16 protein-coding genes are annotated in these 19,669 nt (G+C 73.3%); 6 read left to right on the top strand and 10 right to left on the bottom strand.

The window, feature by feature from the left end:
• Positions 1–3: 3 nt before the first annotated feature.
• The gene (locus ACFYYW_RS14970) at positions 4–2,571 is read right to left on the bottom strand and encodes a BTAD domain-containing putative transcriptional regulator (protein ID WP_387648808.1); all 2,568 of its coding nucleotides are present in this window, start codon (positions 2,569–2,571) and stop codon (positions 4–6) included.
• A 46-nt stretch (positions 2,572–2,617) separates the two neighbouring features.
• Here ACFYYW_RS14970 and ACFYYW_RS14965 point away from each other — a divergent pair, with 46 nt between their 5' ends.
• Positions 2,618–6,067 (top strand): WD40 repeat domain-containing serine/threonine protein kinase, encoded by a 3,450-nt coding sequence (locus ACFYYW_RS14965; RefSeq protein ID WP_387648805.1) that lies wholly within the window; start codon positions 2,618–2,620, stop codon positions 6,065–6,067.
• Here the strand turns inward: ACFYYW_RS14965 and ACFYYW_RS14960 are convergent.
• The gene (locus ACFYYW_RS14960; protein WP_387648802.1) at positions 6,064–6,504 is read right to left on the bottom strand and encodes an ATP-binding protein; all 441 of its coding nucleotides are present in this window, start codon (positions 6,502–6,504) and stop codon (positions 6,064–6,066) included. The two genes, ACFYYW_RS14965 and ACFYYW_RS14960, sit on opposite strands and share 4 nt — an antisense overlap.
• Positions 6,505–6,611: 107 nt before the next feature.
• Here ACFYYW_RS14960 and ACFYYW_RS14955 point away from each other — a divergent pair, with 107 nt between their 5' ends.
• Complete coding sequence (locus ACFYYW_RS14955; RefSeq protein WP_364415656.1) at positions 6,612–7,385, top strand: helix-turn-helix transcriptional regulator; 774 nt, start codon at positions 6,612–6,614, stop codon at positions 7,383–7,385.
• Entirely contained in the window at positions 7,376–7,615 is a 240-nt protein-coding gene (locus ACFYYW_RS14950) for a DUF397 domain-containing protein (RefSeq protein WP_352328738.1), read from the top strand. The genes ACFYYW_RS14955 and ACFYYW_RS14950 overlap by 10 nt, the downstream gene beginning before the upstream one ends.
• A 30-nt stretch (positions 7,616–7,645) precedes the next feature.
• Here ACFYYW_RS14950 and ACFYYW_RS14945 read toward each other — a convergent pair whose 3' ends face one another.
• Both ACFYYW_RS14945 and ACFYYW_RS14940 read right to left on the bottom strand, forming a co-directional pair.
• Entirely contained in the window at positions 7,646–8,125 is a 480-nt protein-coding gene (locus tag ACFYYW_RS14945) for a hypothetical protein (protein WP_352328739.1), read from the bottom strand.
• A gap of 325 nt (positions 8,126–8,450) precedes the next feature.
• Positions 8,451–9,182, bottom strand: coding sequence for a Mut7-C RNAse domain-containing protein (locus ACFYYW_RS14940; protein ID WP_387648798.1), 732 nt, complete (start codon positions 9,180–9,182; stop codon positions 8,451–8,453).
• Between the two features lie 26 nt (positions 9,183–9,208).
• Between ACFYYW_RS14940 and ACFYYW_RS14935 the strand changes: the two genes are divergently transcribed.
• Entirely contained in the window at positions 9,209–10,108 is a 900-nt protein-coding gene (locus ACFYYW_RS14935) for a TAXI family TRAP transporter solute-binding subunit (RefSeq protein ID WP_387648796.1), read from the top strand.
• Here the strand turns inward: ACFYYW_RS14935 and ACFYYW_RS14930 are convergent.
• The 6 genes from ACFYYW_RS14930 to ACFYYW_RS14905 form a co-directional block, all read right to left on the bottom strand.
• Complete coding sequence (locus tag ACFYYW_RS14930) at positions 10,099–11,424, bottom strand: HAMP domain-containing sensor histidine kinase (protein WP_352328743.1); 1,326 nt, start codon at positions 11,422–11,424, stop codon at positions 10,099–10,101. The two genes, ACFYYW_RS14935 and ACFYYW_RS14930, sit on opposite strands and share 10 nt — an antisense overlap.
• The gene (locus ACFYYW_RS14925) at positions 11,421–12,086 is read right to left on the bottom strand and encodes a response regulator transcription factor (protein ID WP_364391108.1); all 666 of its coding nucleotides are present in this window, start codon (positions 12,084–12,086) and stop codon (positions 11,421–11,423) included. Before ACFYYW_RS14925 ends, ACFYYW_RS14930 begins: the two co-directional genes overlap by 4 nt.
• A gap of 9 nt (positions 12,087–12,095) precedes the next feature.
• The gene (locus ACFYYW_RS14920) at positions 12,096–13,406 is read right to left on the bottom strand and encodes an MFS transporter (RefSeq protein ID WP_387648792.1); all 1,311 of its coding nucleotides are present in this window, start codon (positions 13,404–13,406) and stop codon (positions 12,096–12,098) included.
• Between the two features lie 130 nt (positions 13,407–13,536).
• Complete coding sequence (locus ACFYYW_RS14915) at positions 13,537–15,600, bottom strand: glycoside hydrolase family 6 protein (RefSeq protein WP_387648789.1); 2,064 nt, start codon at positions 15,598–15,600, stop codon at positions 13,537–13,539.
• 26 nt (positions 15,601–15,626) lie between these two features.
• Positions 15,627–16,601, bottom strand: a complete 975-nt coding sequence (locus tag ACFYYW_RS14910; RefSeq protein ID WP_387648786.1) for a GNAT family N-acetyltransferase — start codon at positions 16,599–16,601, stop codon at positions 15,627–15,629.
• Positions 16,602–16,659: 58 nt separating this feature from the next.
• Positions 16,660–16,905 carry a DUF2630 family protein gene (locus ACFYYW_RS14905; protein ID WP_352327988.1) on the bottom strand — a complete coding sequence of 82 codons (246 nt, stop codon included), beginning with the start codon at positions 16,903–16,905 and terminating at the stop codon, positions 16,660–16,662.
• Positions 16,906–16,943: 38 nt separating this feature from the next.
• Here ACFYYW_RS14905 and ddaH point away from each other — a divergent pair, with 38 nt between their 5' ends.
• Entirely contained in the window at positions 16,944–17,693 is a 750-nt protein-coding gene (gene ddaH / locus ACFYYW_RS14900; RefSeq protein ID WP_352327989.1) for a dimethylargininase, read from the top strand.
• 258 nt (positions 17,694–17,951) lie between these two features.
• Positions 17,952–19,658, top strand: coding sequence for a 2-isopropylmalate synthase (gene leuA, locus ACFYYW_RS14895; RefSeq protein ID WP_387648783.1), 1,707 nt, complete (start codon positions 17,952–17,954; stop codon positions 19,656–19,658).
• Positions 19,659–19,669: the final 11 nt, after the last annotated feature.

Here is a 19,669-nt window from a genome sequence, read left to right as displayed (position 1 = left end):
GGGTCAGGGGGTGGAGAGGAAGGCGCGGGCGTTGGCGGCGGCCCGGCGGTCGCCGGTCTCGTCGAAGACCTCCAGGGCGGCCGTGGCCAGCTCCCTGGCGCGTCCGGCGGCCCCCTCGGCCCGGTTGACCCCGGCCAGGGCCAGCAGCGCGTACGCGTCCAGCAGGCGGTCGCCCAGCCGTACGGCGATGCCCCTGGCGCGTTCGGCGGCCGCCCTCGCGTCGGGTTTGGCGCCCTGCGCCAGCCGTACGGCCGACAGGTCGAGCAGGGCGTCGGCCTGCCGGTGGCGGTCGCCCAGCTCCGTCAGGTGATCGACGGCCGCCAGGAGGTGGACGGCGGCCTCCTCCAGCCGGCCCGCGCGGCGCAGCACCGCGCCGAGCACGCGCTCGGCGTCGGCGGCGTCCCGCTGGTGGTCGGCCGCCTCCAGGCAGGCCAGCAGCGCCCGCTCGGCCTCCTCCAGCCGGTCCCGCTCCAGGTGCACCCGGCCCAGGCGGCGCCGGGCGTGGTTGACGTCGCGGGTGCGGCCCTGCCGCAGGAACATGCCGAGCGCCAGCCGCAGCTTCTCGTGGGCCAGGTCCCACTCGCGCTCGGCCAGGTGCAGGTCGCCCTGGCCGAGCAGGACGAGCGCCTCACCCCGGTCGTCGCCGGCCCGCCGCGCGGACTCCAGGGCCCGCTGCGAGACCGCCCGCCAGTCGTCGAGGAACCGGTGCCGCTCCAGGTACGGCCCCAGCAGGTGCGCCAGCCGCCAGCACGGCTCGTCGAGCCCGGCGGCGTGCAGGTCGGCCACCAGGCTCACCAGGAACGGACGCTCGGCGTCCAGCCACTCGACCGACTCCCTGATGTCCCTGGTCGCCACGGCCGTGCCGGGGTCGCCCGACACCAGCGAGAAGCGCGAGGCCCGCACCCGGGCCAGAACGAGCTCCGACACCTCGGCCAGCACGCCCGGCAGCGGCTGTTCGCGCGCGAACAGCCGGGTCAGGTCGTGCATGCGGTAGCGGATCTGGCCGGCCGCGTCCACGCCGTGCGTCTCCAGCAGACCGGCGTCCACCAGGGCCTCGGCGCCGCCGCCGAGCCGGTCGGTGAGCCAGTCGGCGAAGTCGGGGGCCGACAGGGCGCCGAGGCCGCGTAACGTCCGCCTGGCCGGCTCGGGCAGCCCCTCATAGCCGATGGCGAACACGCTGCGGACCGTCTGGTCGCCCGCGTGCAGCCGGTCGAGCCGCTTGTGCTCGTCCTCGAGGAGGCCCACCAGGTAGTCCACCGTCCAGTTCGGGCGGGCCGCCAGCCTGGACGCGGCGATGCGCAGCGCGATCGGCAGGCCGCCGCAGAAGCGGGCCAGCCGGTGCAGCGCCTCGTCCGCGGGCCGTCCGGAGCCGGCCACGAGCAGGGCCAGGGCGTCCTGCTGGTCGAGCACGCCGACCGACAGCCGGGTGGCGCCGGTCAGGCCGCCCAGCGACGAGCGGCTGGTCACGACCGTCGGGCAGGACGTCAGCAGCGGGCGCACCTGGGCCTCGCCGGCGGCGTTGTCCAGCAGGACCAGCAGGCGGCGGTTGGCCGTGTAGGTGCGGAACAGGCGTTCACGCTGCTCCAGCCCGGCCGGGATGGCCTGGGCCGGGCAGCCGAGCCAGCGCAGGAAGTCCTCCAGGACGGCCGAGGGGGCCGTGGTCTCGCGCAGGTCGGCGTACAGGATGCCGTCGGGGAAGGACTCGCGGGCCCGCCAGGCGGCGTGCACGGCCAGGGCCGACTTGCCCGCGCCGGCCTGGCCGTGCACGACGACGTGGCCCCCGACCACCTGGTCGAGCAGGTCGGCGCGGCCGGTGAAGTTCGCGATGTCCGGCGGCAGCAGCACCGGGGGGCCCGCCGAGACGTGCAGCGACACGTCGTCGTGGAGCATGCGGTGGTAGAGCAGTTGCAGCTCGGGGTCGGGCTCGATCGCGTGGCCGCCGTCGAGCTGGTCGCGCAGCACCGCGTACGCGGCCAGCGCGTCGACCCGGCGGCCGCTGCGGTAGAGGGCCAGCATGTACTGGCCGCGGAAGCGCTGCCACAACGGGTGCTGCTGGGTCAGCCGCTTCAGCTCGGCCAGCAGCTCGCGGTGGCGGCCGGCGTCGAGGTCGGCCTGGACGCGGCGTTCCAGGGCGAGCAGGCGCAGCTCCTCCAGCTCCTCGCGCAGGCGCCGGGTCTCCTCCCACCGCTCGCCGTCGGGGTCGAGGTCCTCCAGGGCGGGGCCGCGCCACAGCGACAGCGCCTCCTCGTACGAGCCGCGCTCGATCAGCAGCCGGAACCGGTCGACGTCGAGCTGGTGCGCGCCGAGCGCCAGCACGTACGAGCCGGACACGGTCGTGATCACGTCCTTGCCCAGGAGCTGGCGGAGCTGGCCCACGTACCCGCGGACGAGGGAGTCGGAGCGGTCGCCGCCCTCGCGTGGCCACAGCAGCCGGCGCAGCCGCTCCACGGTCAGCGGGCGGCCCGCGTTCAGCAGGAACATCGCCAGCAGGTCCCGGTGCTTCGGGGTCGTGGGGGTGCGATCCCGGCCGCCGTCGCGGACGTCGAGCGGCCCCATGATGCGGAATTCCACGCGACCTTCCTTTTCCGAGGAGATGTCGATCAGAATGGCACATCTGATGGCTCCCCTGATTTCGTCCGACCCGCACCGCCTGGGCCGTTACTGGCTGGCCGCACGGCTGGGCGCCGGTGGCCAGGGCGTGGTCTACGAGGCGTACGGCGAGGCCGGGGAGCGCGTCGCGGTCAAGGTGCCGAGGTCCGACAGCGCGGAGTCGCGGTCCAGGCTGGCCAAGGAGGCGGCGGCGGCCCAGCGGGTGGCCTCGTTCTGCACGGCCAGGGTGATCGAGGCGCAGGTGGACGCCGCGCCGCGGTACATCGTCAGCGAGTACGTCCCCGGCCCGAGCCTGCGGGAGGTGGTCGCGGGGGCAGGGGCGTACGAGGGGGACGCGCTGCGCCGCCTGGCGATCGGCGTCGCCACCGCGCTGACGGCCATCCACCGGGCCGGGATCGTCCACCGCGACCTCAAGCCGGACAACATCATCCTGGGCCCGGACGGCCCCCGCGTGATCGACTTCGGCGTGGCCAGGGAGGTCGGGCCGACCACGACCGGGCCGATCATGGGCACGCCGGGCTACATGGCGCCCGAGGTGCTCGCCGGGCGCGCCGCCACCGAGGCGGCCGACGTGTGGGCGTGGGGGATGGTGGTGCTGTTCGCGGCGCGGGGACGGGACGCGGTCGAGGCCGGCGAGCCGATGGCGGTCGTGGGCCGGGTGCTGGAGTTCGAGGCGGACGTCACCGGGCTGCCGGCGGAGCTGGCCCCGCTGGTGTCGGCCGCCACCGCCCGCGATCCCGCCGCCCGTCCGGCCGCCGGGGACCTGCTGCTCCGCCTGCTGGGCGAGGACGCCCGCCGGGACGCCGGCGACCCCCTGGCCCGTGGCGGGATGGTGGCGGGGGAGCTGAGGGGGCAGGCCGGGCCCGATCTGGGGGCGATCGCCGAAGAGCTCTACGGCGAGCTGAGCGAGGACGAGCGGACGGCCGTGCCCGAGGTCTTCCTGCGGCTGCTCGACGGCGACGGCCTGCGTCCCGTGGAGCGCGAGGAGCTGCCCGAGGCCGAGGCGGTCGACTCGATGCTCGCCGTGTTCGTCTCGGCGGGCGTCCTGGCATCGAGCGGTGGCGCGTACGAGCTGGTCGCCCCCGGCCTGGTGCAGGCGTGGCCCCGGCTGCGCGACTGGCTGGCGGGCAACCGCGAGGGGCTGCCCGTGCACCGCCGCCTGGCCGAGGCCGCCGCTGAATGGGACGGCCACGGCCGCAAGCCCGCCGACCTGCTCCAGGGCACCCACCTGGACCGCACGCTGCAGTGGGCCGCCACCGAACGCAAGGACCTCACCCTGGCCGCACGCGAGCGCGACTTCCTGGACGCCGCCGCCGGGCAGGCCCGCAGGCGCACCCGGCGGCGCGGCCTGCTCGCCGCCGTGCTGGCGGTGCTGCTGGTGGCGGCGCTGGGCGGGCTCGGCGCGGCGGAGTATCTGCGCAGGGAGTCGGCCCGGCAACGGGACGAGGCGCTGGCCAGGGAACTGGCGCTGCGCGCCGCCGGGCTGCGCGAGCTGGAGCCCGCGCTGGCCGGCCTGCTCTCCGTGGCGGCCTGGCGGCTGGCCCCGGCGCTGGTCGAGACGGCGGGCGCGCTGTACGACGCAGGCTCCCAGCACGTCACCGGCATGTTCGTGGCGCCGTACGTGGAAACGGGCAGCGTGCAGGCACTCAGCACGGACGGCCACGTCCTGGCCTCCGTGACGGACGGCACCGCCCGCCTCTGGGACGTCCCGACCGGCCGGAAGCTGCACGAGCTGACCGGCCTCGGCGCGGGCGTGCGGAGCGTCGCCGTGAGCCTCGACGGCCGCCTGCTGGCCGTCCAGGACGACAAGGGCGTGCGGCTGTGGGACACCGTCACCGGCGGCCGCCTCGGCGGCCGGTTCGCGAGCAGGGCGAGCGGGTTCGGGGCGCTGGAGTTCGACCGCACCGGCCGCCGGCTCGCGGTGCCGTACGGCTCCGACGGCGAGCAGTGGTGGGACGTCGCGACCCGCAGGCCCCTGACCGCCCCCGGCGGCGCGATACTCAACGGCGTCAGCCCCGACGGCCGCTACGGCTTCGTCGCCGACGGCGAGGACCGGTCGCAGGTGTGGGACCTGGGCCGCCGCCGGCGACTGGACCTGCCGGCGCTGCCCGGCACCGGCACCTCCGTCGAGGCCAGGTTCAGCGACGACGGCCAGGCCCTCGTGGTCGTCGAGGACGTGGCCCGCCACGACAAACCCAGGGGCCACCTGTACGAGCTGCCCTCCGGCACCGCCGACTACGAGTTCGAAGGCGCGAACGGCCAGGCCGCGGACCTGGTCTTCGACGGCCGGTACATGGCCACGTGGCGTCCGGCGGACCTGCTCGTCCTGCGGCCGCGCGACAGCCTGGTGACCGCTCTGCTGCTCCCGGTGCCGGACGGCGTCACGCAGGTCCGCTTCGACCTGGCGGGCAAGGCCGTACGCCTGCTGAACGCGGCGGGCGGCGTCTCCACCGTCGACGTCTCCACGCTGTTCGATCCGCGGCTCGGCGACGACCTGCCCGACCTGCGGATGAGCCCGGACGGCCGGGTCCTGGCCGCCAAGCGGGACGACCGGCTCGACCTGCTCGACCCGGCGACCCGCCGCCGCCTGGCCGGCCCGATCGCCTGGAAGGGCGACGGCTCGGCGATGGCCTTCAGCGCGGACGGCACGCGCCTGGCCTACGGCGACGGCGCCCGCGTCCGCGTGCTCGACGTCGCGAGCGGGCGGGAGACGCAGGCGTTCGAGCTGGCCGGGAAGGGGGCGGAGAAGGCCGACGCGCTCGCCTTCGACCCCGGCGGCCGTACCGTGGCCGTGCTGCCGTCCAGGTTCGAGGGGCAGCTGCCGCTGGAGCTGCACGACCTCACGAGCTCGCGGGCGCGGACCACGAAGGTGACGGGCGCCGGGCCCATGAGCTTCGCGCCGGACGGTTCGCGGCTGCTCATGGGAGGCCCTGATCTGCGGCTCTACGATCCGGTGGGCGGGACCGTGGTGCCGGTGGGCGCCGAGGCCCGGCGGGTCGCCGGCGCCTTCGCCTACAGCCCGGACGGCCGCCAGGTGGCCTTCTCGCATCCTGACCGGATCACGTTGTGGGACCGGGACCTGCGGACCATGCTGGGCGCCTTCCCCAGCGTGCCGGGCGCGGAGCAGCTCGAGCTGCCGGTCTGGTCGCCGGACGGGCGGCTGATCGCGACGTACGAGAAGGGCCCGCGGATCCGTCTGTGGGACGTGGCCTCGCGGCGGTACGTCGGGGTCGTGTTCGACGCCATGGCCGAGTCGACGGGCGACAACGTCTGGCTCGGCTTCTCGGCCGACGGGACCAAGCTGCACACCCTGGACGACGACGGCGCCTTCCGTACGCACGACCTCGACCGGCGGCATGTGGCCGCGACGGTGTGCGCCCGCGCCGGCCGCGTGCTCACGGCGGCGGAATGGCGGACGTACCTGCCGGGGGTCGAGCCGTTCGACGTGTGCCGCTAGGACCCCCAGGCGACGACCTGGAACCAGACCGCCTTGCCGGGCGGCACGGGGTTCCAGCCCCAGTCGTGGGACAGGCTGTGGACGATGGCCAGCCCCCGCCCCCGGCAGGCCAGCGGATCGGACTGGCCCATCCGGGGAAGGGTGGCGCACGAGTCGCGGACCTCCACGGTCAGCAGCCGCCCCTCCCTGACCACCACGACCCGGACGGGTTCCGCCGAGTGGGCGTGGGTGAGCGCGTTGGTGGCCAGCTCCGAGACGAGCAGTTGCGCGATCTCGACGGCGGCCTCCGCCGCTTCGTGATCCTTGGCGACGTCGCGGACGAACCGCCGCACGGAGGAGACGCAGCCGGGGTGCCGGGGCATCCGCCGTTCGCCGAGGACCGTGTCCGGCAGGGGCCGCCGGTCGGCGAGCGTCACGGCGGGACTTTCGGATTTCATGTGGCCAGCGTGACGCCATATGACTACGGTCGGTAGTGATCTGATTGCAAGGAGTGGACTTTGAAGTCCGTGCCGTTGGCGTTGAACCCGGGCGAGGGGAGGACAGGGTGGCCGACTTCTACGCGCCTCAGGCGATATGGGGCAGAGAGTTGCGGCACTACCGGAAGTCGGCGGGCCTGACACAGGGGCAGCTCGCCGAGCGCATCCATTTCAGCGAGGGCCTGATCAGCGGTGTCGAGACCGGTCAGCTCCCGGCCAGCCCCGAGTTCGCCGAGGCCTGCGACAAAGCCCTCGGCACCGGCGGCGCCCTGTGCCGCCTGCTCGACTGGCGCAAGGGTCAGATCTTCCCCTCCTGGTTCGGCAAGTGGCACGAGAAGGAGCAGGCGGCGCTCACCCTGCGCACCTACGAACCGCTCCTGGTGCCCGGCCTCCTGCAGACCGAGCAGTACGCCCGCGCCCTGCTGCGCGGCAACGAGGCCGCGGTGGCCGCGCGCATGGAGAGGCAGGCGATCCTTGCCCGCGACGACCCTCCGTCGCTGCGCTGCGTCATCGACGAGGCGGTGCTGTTCCGGCCCATCGGCGGGCCGGAGCTGATGAAGGGTCAACTCCGGCGGTTGCTCGACGCGGTCACCCCGCGGCTCAGCATCCAGGTCCTCCCGCACGGGCTGCACTCCGGCTTGACGGGCGGCTTCGTGATCGCGACCCTGGACGGAGGCTCCGAGGTGTTGTACGCGGAAACCGCGGTACGCGGTATCACCACGAGCGATCATGAGGACGTCTCGGCGGCCGTGGAGCGGTTCGAGGCCATCCGTACCGAGGCGTTGCCCTTGAGCATGTCCCTTGAAACGATAAAGAAAGCCATGGTGGAACGATGGACCTGAGCTGTGTCCAGTGGCAGAAGTCCAGCTTTTCCGGCGACAACGGCGGCAACTGCGTCGAGATCGCCGAGCTCAAGAACGTTCCTGGCGGCCCTGAGCACAAGGGCGGGCAGGCCGAGCTGGTCGTCGTGCGTGACTCCAAGGACCCCGACGGGCCCAAGCTGTTCTTCACGCCCGCCGAGTGGGACGCGTTCGTGGCGGGCGTGAAGGCGAGCGAGTTCGACCGCGCCTGACGGCGCCTGGCGGCGCGGTCACGGCAGGGTTCAGCAGGTGGCGGGGCCGGCGTCCCGCTGGACCTCTATGGAGGGCGTCTCGCCCACGTGCGGCGGCATCGCGGACGCGGACATCAGCGGATCGCCCGGGGTGCCGCCGACCTTCTCCAGGAAGTCGGCCCACTCGGTCGGCACGGTGAGCGCGGTGATCGAATACCACTCCCCGGCCATCGCGGGGTCGTCGCCTTCGAGCGAGACGGGCACGTCCCACTGGCCGGCGGCCCGCAGGGTGTCGACGCGGTAGAAGCGGGTGTGTCTGGTGCGCGGCGTGCCGGTCGTCCGGCGTACGCCGATCAGCAGGGTCGTGCCCTCGGGCAGCGTGGCGGTGCCTCTCACCAGCGGGCAGGGCGAGGCGGTGGCCCCGGGGCCGGTGACGGGCGCGGTGATGACGAGCCGGGGCGTCTCCCGCTCGCTCTGCGCCTGGCTGTACTTCACCACGACGCCGGGCAGGCCCACCAGCGTCGTGGCCATGCCGACAATGGCGGTGGCCCACTTCCTTCTGACGCTCCATACGCGTGGAGCGGGCCCGGCGCCGCGGCCGAGCTTTCGATTCTTGGCCATTTGCGGTATTTCCCCCGATCGTGCGCCGCGAGATGGATACGCGGAAACGCGACGAATCCGAATTTTTCCGGATAAACGTCGAATTGGAGTCTTTTGCTCAACGGGGTGGAAGGGTGTCAGCATGCACCCGATTTCGGGTGATGCCGTTTCCCCTGCTCATACCCTTGATCGTCCGCGTAACCCCTGGCCGAGGGTGTTTTTGAGATCGACTTGACGGTCGTTCTCAAAGTGGGAATCAGCGGCTATTGGCCCAAATGCGTGCTGATTGCACGATCTCCTCAAGGGTGTCGCTGTGCGCGCCCTGCCAGTAGACCTGGCCGCAGTCGCCGCACCGGGCGTAGGCGTCGTAGCTGCGCCGGGTGCCGGCCGCCAGCAGCGGCCCGACCTCCTCCTTCGTCGCCGGCACCAGCACGCCGTTGCAGGCCGTGCAGCGCGTCCAGGGAGCCAGCGGCGGCTCGAAGCGTTCGAGCACGTCGCGGAGCTGGTCGGCGGGGCGCGAGCCGTGGACGTAGGCGCCCAGCCACAGCGCGCGGCGGCGCAGCAGGCCGCGGTCCTGGGTGAGCAGCACCCGCCGCTCCTCGTTGGCCTGGACCACCAGCGCCGGGTCGTCCATGTCGTTGTGGTACGCGGTGTCCACGCCGAGCAGGCGCAACCGCCGGGCCAGCGTGCCGAGGTGCACGTCGAGCAGGAACCGCGGCTCGGCGGGCAGCGGCTGCGGCCGGGGCATCGGGTGCACCTCGACCGTCTCGCCCGGCGCGAGCAGGTGGGACGGGGCCACGCCACGCCCGTCCGACAGCATCGGCCCCGCCTCGGTCAGCGGGATGCCCAGCGACTCCACGTGATGGCCGAGCGTCGAGGTGCCGTCGGTGGTCACCCGCTGCCACTCCCGCCGGCGGCTCACGGGCAGGAACATCCTCAGCTCGGCGGCGATGCGCAGGCGTGCGTCCCGTTCGGTCACACTGTCCATTCTGCGGGACCGGATACCGTGAAATCATGCCCATATCCCGCCGAGCCTTCCTCGGGCTCGCCGCGCTCGCGGCCGGCTGCTCCACGGCCGGGCCCGCCGAGCTGCGGCTGGTCACCGGGCTGGCGGGCGGCCCGTACGGCGCGCTCGGGCAGCGGCTGGCGGGCGAGCTGCGGCACGACGGGCTGACCGTGCGGGTGGTGGAGACCGCGGCCAGCGTCCAGAACCTCACCATGATGGCCGGCGGCCGGGCCGACGTCGGGTTCGCGCTGGCCGACAGCGCCGACGACGCGGTCAGGGTGCGCCACCAGCCGGTCTCCGCGCTGGCCCGGATGTACATGAACTACGTGCATCTGGTCGTGCGCGAGGGCGCGCGCATCACCGGCGTCGGCGACCTGGCCGGGCGTCCGGTGTCGATCGGGGCCGAAGGGTCGGGCACGGCGGTGACCGCGACGCGCGTGTTGTCGGCCGCCGGGCTGCGCACGCCGCCGCAGATCACCAGGCTCGGCCTAGACGCCTCCGTCACCGAGCTGCGCGACGGCCGGATCGAGGCGTTCTTCTGGTCCGGCGGCGTGCCGACGCCCGCGCTCGCCGCGCTCGACGACATCGCGCTGGTGCCGCTGGAGTCGCTGGTGCCGGTGCTGCGCCGCCGCTACGGGCCGGTCTACGAGCACGCCGCCGTGCCGGCCGGCGCGTACGGGCCGGCCAGGCAGGTGCCGACCGTGGGCACGCCGAGCTACCTGATGTGCCGTACGACGCTCCCCGACGACCTGGCCTTCACCGTCACAGAGACGCTCTTCCGCGCCCGCGACCGCCTCCAGGCCCCCTCGGCCCCCGGCGGCCGCCTCGACAGGCGTTACGCCATCGGCACCGGCGTCGTGCCCCTGCACCCGGGCGCGGCCCGCTACTACCGCTCGGTCTACGGCTGAGCCAGGGCCAGCTCGACCACCAGCCCGTGCGGCACGGCGGGCAGCAGCCGCAGGGTGGCCCCGCACGCCTTGGCCAGCTCGGCCGCGATGGCCAGGCCGAGCCCGCTGCCCGGGACGTTCGCGTGCGCCCCCGACCGCCAGAACCGCCCCAGCGCCTCGGCCCGCTCCGCCGCGTCCAGCCCCGGCCCGTCGTCGGCGACGCGCAGCACCTCGCCGTCGAGCGTGACCGTCACCGTGCCGCCCGCGGGGACGAACTTCTGGGCGTTGTCGAGGGCGATGTCGGCGATCCTGGCCGCGGCCTCCGGCACCACCGCGCCCGCGGGGACGTCGGCCACCAGGCACACGCCCTTGGCCGCGTAGACCTCGCGCCACACCGCCAGCCGCTCGCCGAGCGCGGCCTGCTTGCCCGCCAGGCCCGCGCCCGCCTCGACCCTGGCCAGCGCCAGCAGGTCCTCCACCAGCAAGGCCAGCCGGTCGAGCTCGGACATCGCCTCGGCGTACTCGGCCGTGCCCTCCTCGCGCAGGTGCGGCTCCAGGTTCTCCAGCCGCAGCCCGAGCACGGTGAGCGGGGTGCGCAGCTCGTGCGAGGCGTCGGCCACGAACGCGCGCTGCCGTTCCATCGCCGCCGAGACCGCGTCGGCCATCGCGTTGAAACGCTCCTCCAGCCGGCGCAGCTCCGACGGGCCCGCCCCGGGATGCGCCCGCGCGTCGAGCCGGCCCTGCGCGATGGCCCGCGTGGTGCGGTCGAGCTCGGTCACCGGCCGCAGGATCCAGCGGGCCAGCCGCCGGGCCGCCAGCGCCGACCAGGCCAGCGCGACCAGCGCCCCCGCCGCCAGCGCGCCCCAGACCAGTGACACGTCCAGCCGGGCCTGCCCGGTCGGGGCCTCCAGCAGCACCACGCCGGACAGCTGGGCGTCCCGCCCGGCGGGCTCGGCCAGCAGCACCGTGGCCGGGCCGAACGGGCTGACCGTGGGCAGGTCCTCGGTCGTGCGGCCGGACAGCGCGAGCCGGGTGGCCTCCCGGTCGTCGGCCTCGAACCGGCCGGCCGAGACCAGGATCGAGCCGTCGCGGTCGCGCACCCGGACGGCCGCGCCGTACAGGTCGGCGTACCGGGAGACCTCGGCGATCAGGCCCGTACGGTCGTCGTCGCGGGCCGCGGCGTCGGCCAGCTCGGCGAAGCGGGTGGCGTCGGCGCGCCGGTCGAGCAGCAGGCGGTTGGTCCGGTGGGAGGCGTAGGCCAGGCCGAGCGGCACGGCCAGCGCGGCGATCAGGAAGACGATCAGCGTGGTGAACGTGACCACCAGCCGCGCGTTCATCCCGCCGGGCCCAGCCGGTAGCCGGTGCCGCGCAACGTCTCCACCAGCCCGGGACGCCCGGTCTTGGACCGCAGCCCGGCCACGTGCACGTCGAGCGACCGGGACGCCGACAGCAGCGGGTCGCCCCAGACCTCGTCGAGGATCTCCTCCCGGCTGCGCACCACGCCCGGCTCGCGGGCCAGCAGCGCCAGCACGTCGAACTCGCGCCTGGTCAGCGCCACCGGCTGCCCGGCCACCGTGACCTGCCTGCACTCCAGGTCGATGCGCACGTCGCCGACGCACACCACGTGGTCGCGCGGCGGCATCGGACGCGTGCCGCGCCGCAGCACCGCCTCCATGCGGGCCATCAGCTCGACCGTGCGGAACGGCTTGACCAGGTAGTCGTCGGCCCCCGAGCGCAGGCCGCGCAGCACCTCGCGCTCCTGCGTGCGCGCGGTGACCACGATGAGCGGCACCGCCGAGACGCGGCGCAGCCGGCGCAGCACGTCGAGCCCGTCCATGTCGGGCAGGCCCAGGTCGAGCAGCACGAAGTCGACGCCCCCCGCCAGGCGGAGGGCGTCGACGGCCAGGCCGGCGCGGGTGACCGAATGGCCGTGCCGGGCCAGCGCCGTGGTGAGCGCGGAGGCGAGACGATCGTCGTCCTCGACCAGGAGAACCCGCATGGTGCCAGGTTAGACGCGGGCGGTGACCGGATCCGACGGCTCGGCGCCCTCGCTGCGCGACAGCGCCGCGTCGCGGGTCTCGCGCATGGTCAGGTAGACGACCAGGGAGACGGCGGCGCAGGCGGAGACGTACCAGAAGAAGCCGGACTCGATGCCCTTGTCCTTGAACCACAGGGCGACGTACTCGGCGGTGCCGCCGAACAGGGCGTTCGCGATCGCGTACGGCAGCGCCACCCCCAGCGCGCGCACGTGCGTCGGGAACAGCTCGGCCTTCACCACGGCGTTGATCGAGGTGTAACCGGTCACGATCACCAGGCCGACGAGCGACAGGACGAGCGCGCCCCCGAAGCCGCTCGCCCCGCCCAGCGCGGTCATCAGCGGCACGGTCCCCAGCATCGACCCGATCCCGAACGTGATCAGCAACGGCCGCCGCCCGATGCGGTCCGACAGCGCCCCGGCCAGCGGCTGCAGGCACATGAAGAGGAACAGCGCGCAGAAGCTGACCAGCGTGGCCGTCTCCTTCGCCAGGCCCGCGGTGTTCGACAGGTACTTGGTGAGGTACGTCGTGTAGGTGTAGTACGCGACCGTGCCGCCCATGGTCAGGGCGATGACCAGCAGCGCCTCCTTCCTGTGCGCCAGGAGCTGCCTGATGGTGCCCTTGTCCCGGCGCTCCTCTTCCTCCTCGCCGTACGCCTCGGTCTCCAGCAGGCTGCGGCGCAGGTAGAACACGACGGCGGCGGCCACGGCCCCGACCACGAACGGCACGCGCCACCCGTAGGAGTTCAGGGCCTCCTTCGACATCGTGTTCTGCAGGATGATCTGCAGGCCGAGGCCGACGAGCTGGCCGGCGGTCATGGAGACGTACTGGAAGCTGGAGGCGAAGCCGCGCCGGCCGCGCGGGGTGGCCTCGGTCAGGTACGTGGCGCTGGCGGCGTACTCGCCGCCCACGGACAGGCCCTGGAGCAGCCGCGCGACCACCAGGACCAGCGCGCCGAAGTAGCCGACCGACTCGTACGTCGGCGCGATGGCGATCAGCAGCGCGCTGGCCGACATCAGCGTGACGGTGAGCGTGAGCGCCGCCTTGCGGCCCCGGCGGTCGGCGTAGCGGCCGAGCAGCCAGCCGCCGAGCGGGCGCATGAAGAAGCCGACGGCGAAGATGGCCGCGGTGTTGAGCAGCTTGGCCGTGTCGTCCCCGTCAGGGAAGAACGAAGCGGCGAAGTAGACGGCGAAGCTGCTGTAGACGAACCAGTCGTACCACTCGACCAGATTGCCGACGGAGCCGCCGATCACTGCCTTCCACGGCACGCGCGCTTTGTTCATGTGGGACCTCCTGGGGGGAGTGGATGCAGGCCAGAGCCTCTCCCCAGAAGGTTGTTCGGACAAGGTGCGGCGGCTCAGATCTAACGTGCGCTTAACATCGGGTTCTCCTCAGCGCAACGGGGGCCGGGCGTCAGCGCAACGGGGGGCGGGCGTTCTTCGCGCGTTCGAGCGCCAGCTCCGCCCACCACTCGCCGCTCTCCGGCGCCACCACGCCGCGTTCGGGGTCCTTGTCGCCGTTCGTGCCGCGCCGGCACCGTCCGCCGGAGCTGCCGGCCCGCGTGATCCACAGGTAGGCGTCCGCCAGCTCCTCGCCGGTGTCGGTCGTGGGCCGCTCGCCGACGCCCCGGCCCGGCGGGTTGCACCACGTCTGCGGGTCTTTGTACTTCCTCGTCGGCGACCACGAGCCCTGGCCGTTCCTGGCCGTGTCCACCACGAAGTGCGGCAGGTCGCCGCCGGGGTCGGCGTCCTTCGGGCAGGTGGCGCCGCCCGTCCTGCGCATGACGGCGATGCAGGCCGACAGCGACTTGCCGTACTCGACGGCCTTGGGGGTGCGCTGGAAGGAGGCGGTGTTGACGAAGAACCCGTCGGCCTGGTCGATGCCCGCGCCGATCAGGCGCTGGGCCATGATCTCGGTGCCGGGGTAGAGGTCCTGGCTGCCGTCGAGGTAGACGGCCGTGCCGGGGTGCCCGGTCTTGAGCGAGTGCACGGCCTCGCGCAGGTCGCGGAAGCGCTGCTCGGCCGTGCCGGCCAGCGTGCAGTCCTTGGTGCCGGGGAGGTTGACCAGGCTGGACGGCTCCAGGATGATCACGGCCTTGCGGGCCCCGATCTGGCGGGCGACGCCCTTGACCCACTGCTGGTAGACCGGCATCTCGCCCGCCCCGACGGCGGCGCAGTCGCCGCCGCCCGGCATGTAGTTGATCAGGAAGACGGGCACGCCGCCCGCCTCCTGCGCGGCGGCCACGGCCGTCTCGACCGTGGCCCTGACCTCGGGCTGGTTCAGGCGGATGGCATGAGGGACGGCGGCCAGCCGGTCCATGAGCGCGGCGTCGGCCGGGCGGTCCTTGCGCCACACGGCGGCCTGGCGGGCGGCGGCCTTCTCCTTCTCGGACCAGAAGGTGACGCCGTTCTCGCGCAGCGGGTTGCGGGGGGTCGCGGTGGAGGCCGGTTTTGTGCCGGTGGCCGTGTGGGTGCTCGCGGGGGTGTCGCCGTGGGGCCACAGCAGGGCCGTGGTGGTGACGCCGGCGGCCGCCACCACGACCGCCGCGCCCGTGGCCAGCAGCTTCATGCGCCGCTTCCCCGCCGTCGTCGCACCGGTCCCTTCGGAGGGAGAAGGGGGGAGGGTGGCGGGCGTCCCGGCGGCGGGGGAGGGGGGTGGGGTGGGGAGGGCGGCTGAGGGGGTGGCGGTGCTGAGGGCGTCCATCAGGTCCTGGGCCGTGGGACGGGCGGCCGGGTTCTTGGACAGCGACGCGGTCACCAGGTCGAGCAGCGGCCCCGACAACCCGCGTAGCTCGGGAGCCTCGTTGACGATGCGTAACAGGACCGTCGGCACCGAACCCGACCCGAACGGCGGCCGCCCCCCGGCGGCGAAGGCGACCGTGCAGCCCCACGAGAAGATGTCCGAGGCCGGCCCGACCCGCGACCCCGCCACCTGCTCGGGCGACATGTACGACGGCGTCCCCACGATCGCGCTGCTCATCTCCGACTCCGCCAGCCGCGCGATGCCGAAGTCGATGACCTTGGGCCCCACCTGGGACAGCAGCACGTTCGACGGCTTGAGGTCACGGTGCACGACCCCGGCCCCGTGGATGGCCCGCAACGCCATCGCCATGGCCGCGGCCAGCCCGTCGAGCGCGGAGCCCTTGAGCGGCCCGGAGTCGCGCACCGCGTCGTCCAGGCTGGGCCCCTCGACGTACTCGGTGACCAGGTACGCCACGTCCGCGTGCACGTCGGCGTCGAGCACCGGGGCGGTGCAGAAGCGGGCGACCCGCCGGGCCGCGGCCACCTCGCGGGCGAACCTGCGCCGGAAGTCGGGGTCGGCGTCCATCCTGGCGTGGATGAGCTTGACGGCCACCCGGGCGCCGCCGGGGTCCTCGCCCAGGTAGACGACGCCCATGCCGCCCTCGCCCAGCCGGCCCACGAGGGCGTAGCGCCCCACCTGCCGCGGATCCGCGTCCCGCAACGCCTCCAACGTCATGACGTGTCAGGTTAGCCGGGGAAAGGTCAGACCGTCAGCCGCCACTCGTCCCACTCGTCGAGCAGCTCGAACCCCATGGCCTCGTTGATGGCCAGCATGTGGGCGTTGGACGTGGCGTTCCAGGTGATGATCCGCTCCAGGTGGGGCTCGCGCTCGCGCAGCCACAGCAGGTTGGACAGCTTGAGCAGCAGGCCCAGCCGATGGCCGCGGTGCTCGCGCAGGACGGTGGTGTCGGCCTGGTGGCCCCAGCCGTCGGAGCGGTCGGCCGTGAGGTAGATCCGGGTGTAGCCGGCGGGCGCGCCGTCGGACTCGCGCCTGGCGATCATCGTGTAACAGGTCTCGCCGCCGAGCGTGACGCGCTCCTCGCGCAGGCGCAGGCGGTCGAGGTCGAAGGTCATGTCCTCGACGTCGGCGTCGCGCGGGGCGTCGTTCATGCCGCTCATGAGGGTGGCCAGGTCGGCCAGCAGCTCCGGACCGGCCGGGCCGACGAACCGCTCGACGCGGTAGCCCGGCACCTCGGGCAGCATGCCGCGCAGCGCGGACCAGTCGGCCGTGCGCAGGTCGAGCGTGCGGCGGGCCTCCTGCAGCGCGACTGTCATCCCGTGGGCGCGGGCGAAGCGGGCGCCGACGCCGGTGGTGGGCGTCTCGGTGAGCAGCAGGGTGCGGCCGTGGGCGCGCATCCGGCCGAGGGCGTGCTCGAACAGCTCGCTGCCGAGGCCACGGCCGCGCAGCTCGGGCCGGACCACGAGCGGGAACAGCCAGCCCATGTGCCGGTTGTCGGACTGGGGCAGCGCCAGGCTGTAGCCGCCGGCGACCTTGCCGCCGTCGCTCAGGACCCAGGACTCGACCCGGTCACCGGGAGGGCCCAGGAGGGCGATGACGGACAGACGGGCGAGTGACAACTTGGGGCCGGGCTCGTGCGCGTGGGCGGCCAGGTAGGCGTCGTGCAGGCCCGTCATCAGCTCGCCCGGCCGGTCGAGGTCGATTGGCTGGATGTGCATCCCTCCAGCCAATCGCATCGGCGCCGCCTCCTGCCAGCCGTTTTACCGCCGGCCGGTGCTACTGCCGGTAGTTCTCCACCTCGCCGGCCGGGCGGACGGCCGCGCCGTCGGGGTCCTCGCCCGCGCCGCGCCGGGCCCGGCGCTGCCGGAGCAGGTCCCAGCACTGGTCGAGGGCCACCTCCAGTTGCTTGACCCGCGCGTGCTCCTCGTCGGAGGTGACCTCGCCCGCCGACAGCCTGCCGCGCAGCTCGTGCTCCTCGGCGACCAGAGCGCTGATCCTGGTGAGAATCTCGTCGTCCCGCATGCCCAAGACTCTAACGACTGCGTGATAGAACACGCCCTATGTCTGGTATCGCGCTGGTAAGGAAGCCCGGACCCCGGATCGCCGAGGGCATCGTCACGCACATCGAGCGCGAACCCGTGGACCACGAACGCGCACGTCACCAGCACGACGCCTACGTCGCGGCGCTGGCCGCGGCCGGCTGGCGGCCGGTCTACGCCGAGGACGCCGACCACCTGCCCGACGCGCCGTTCGTGGAGGACGCCGTGGTGGTCTCGGGGCGGCTGGCCGTGCTCACCCGGCCGGGCGCGCCGGAGCGGCGTCCGGAGGTGGAGTCCGTGGAGCGGGCCGTACGGGAGCTCGGCCTGAAGGCGGTCCGGATCGCCCGCCCCGGCACCCTGGACGGCGGCGACGTGCTCCAGGTCGGCCCCACCGTGTACGTCGGCAGGTCGGCCCGCACCGACGACGAGGGCGTCAGCCAGCTCGCCGCCCTGCTGCCCGAGCGGCGGGTCGTGCCCGTGGGCCTGCGCGGCGTGCTGCACCTGAAGTCGGCGGTGACCGCCCTGCCCGACGGGACGCTCATCGGCGATCCCGATCGCGTCGAGCTGCCCGGCCTGCTGGAACCGCCGGAGGAGCCGGGCGCGCACGTGGTGCCGCTGGGCGGCGACCGGGTGCTGCTGGCCGCCTCCGCCCCGAGGACCGCGGCGATGCTGGAGCGGCGCGGGCTCGTCGTGACGAGGGTGGACATCTCGGAGTTCGAGCGCCTGGAGGGCTGCGTCACCTGCCTGAGCGTGCTCATCCCGGACGAGTGATGACCCGCTCCCGGACGAGTGATGACCCGCGCCGGAATTTCGCGGCCCTGACCAGGTGTTTCACCATCGGTGGACCGATCGGCTCTCATGATGTGAGATCTAGGGCAGCGAATCCCGAGACGTCTGGTAGCGTGCTTGGCATGCTGCGCGGGCTGCTTCTTAGCTGCCGCGGCGAGGGCCTGTAAGGCCGGCTCCCTCGTCGCGGAGCCAGTCATGCGCGTCGGCCGCTTTCGACTCGACCGACGAGGAGCAGCAGACATGAACGCCCAGCAGCCCAGTCCCATGCCGGCCCATCGTTATCAGCCGTTCGAACCGATCCGGCTGACCGATCGCACCTGGCCCGACCAGGTCATCACCAAGGCGCCCCGGTGGTGCGCGGTCGACCTGCGCGACGGCAACCAGGCCCTGATCGACCCGATGGACTCCCACCGCAAGCTCCAGATGTTCGAGCTGCTGGTACGCATGGGCTACAAGGAGATCGAGGTGGGCTTCCCGGCCGCCTCCCAGACCGACTTCGACTTCGTCCGGCAGATCATCGACGAGCGCCGCATCCCCGACGACGTCGTCATCCAGGTGCTGACCCAGGCCAGGCCCGAGCTGATCGAGCGCACCTTCGAGGCGATCGAGGGCGCCAAGCAGGCCATCGTCCACCTGTACAACTCGACCTCCACCCTGCAGCGCCGCGTCGTGTTCGGCCAGGACAAGGAGGGCATCACCGCCATCGCCGTCGAGGGCGCCAAGCTGGTCAGGAAGCTCGCCGAGGCCACCGACGTCGACGTCTTCTACCAGTACTCGCCCGAGTCGTTCACCGGCACCGAGCTGGAGTACGCCGTCGAGGTGTGCGACGCCGTCAACGAGGTGTGGCAGCCCACCCCCGACCGCAAGGTCATCATCAACCTGCCCGCCACGGTCGAGATGGCCACGCCCAACGTCTACGCCGACCAGATCGAGTGGATGCACCGCAACCTGCGGCACCGCGACTCGATCGTGTTGTCGCTGCACCCGCACAACGACCGGGGCAGCGCCGTGGCCGCGGCCGAGCTGGGCTACATGGCCGGCGCCGACCGCATCGAGGGCTGCCTGTTCGGCAACGGCGAGCGCACCGGCAACGTGTGCCTGGTGACCCTGGGCATGAACCTGTTCTCGCAGGGCGTCGACCCCGAGATCGACTTCAGTGACATCGACGAGATCCGCCGCGTCACCGAATACTGCAACCAGCTGCCGGTGCACCCGCGCCACCCGTGGGGCGGCGAGCTGGTCTACACCGCCTTCTCCGGCTCCCACCAGGACGCCATCAAGAAGGGCTTCGAGCACCTGGAGCGCGACGCCGCGGCGGCCGGCACGCCGGTGGCCGAGTTCACCTGGGCGGTGCCCTACCTGCCGATCGACCCCAAGGACATCGGCCGCACCTACGAGGCCGTCATCCGGGTCAACAGCCAGTCGGGCAAGGGCGGCGTGGCCTACATCATGAAGGCCGACCACCAGCTCGACCTGCCGCGCCGGCTGCAGATCGAGTTCTCCAAGGTCGTGCAGGCCCGCACCGACGAAGGCGGCGGCGAGATCAGCCCCACCGCCATGTACGAGATCTTCCGCGACGAGTACCTGCCCAACCCGGCCAACCGCTGGGGCCGGCTGAGCCTCATGGCCCACCGCCACGAGTCGACCGTCGACGACAAGGACCGCATCGGCGCAGACGTGCGCCTCGACGGTGAGATCCGGGAGATCTCGGGCGTGGGCAACGGCCCGATCTCGGCCTTCATCGACGCCATCGCCGGCGTCGGCATCAAGGTGCGGGTCCTCGACTACGTCGAGCACGCGATGAGCGCGGGCAGCGACGCCAAGGCCGCCTCCTACCTGGAGTGCGAGGTCGACGGGCAGGTGCTGTGGGGCGTGGGCATCGACGCCAACACCACCACGGCCTCGCTCAAGGCCATCATCTCGGCGGTCAACCGCGCCGCGCGCTGACGTTCTCGCGC

The organism is Nonomuraea sp. NPDC001831 (genome assembly GCF_042892035.1).
Lineage (GTDB): Bacteria > Actinomycetota > Actinomycetes > Streptosporangiales > Streptosporangiaceae > Nonomuraea.
Note: the sequence above shows the minus strand (reverse complement) of the source record. Positions and strands in the feature narration are given on the sequence as shown.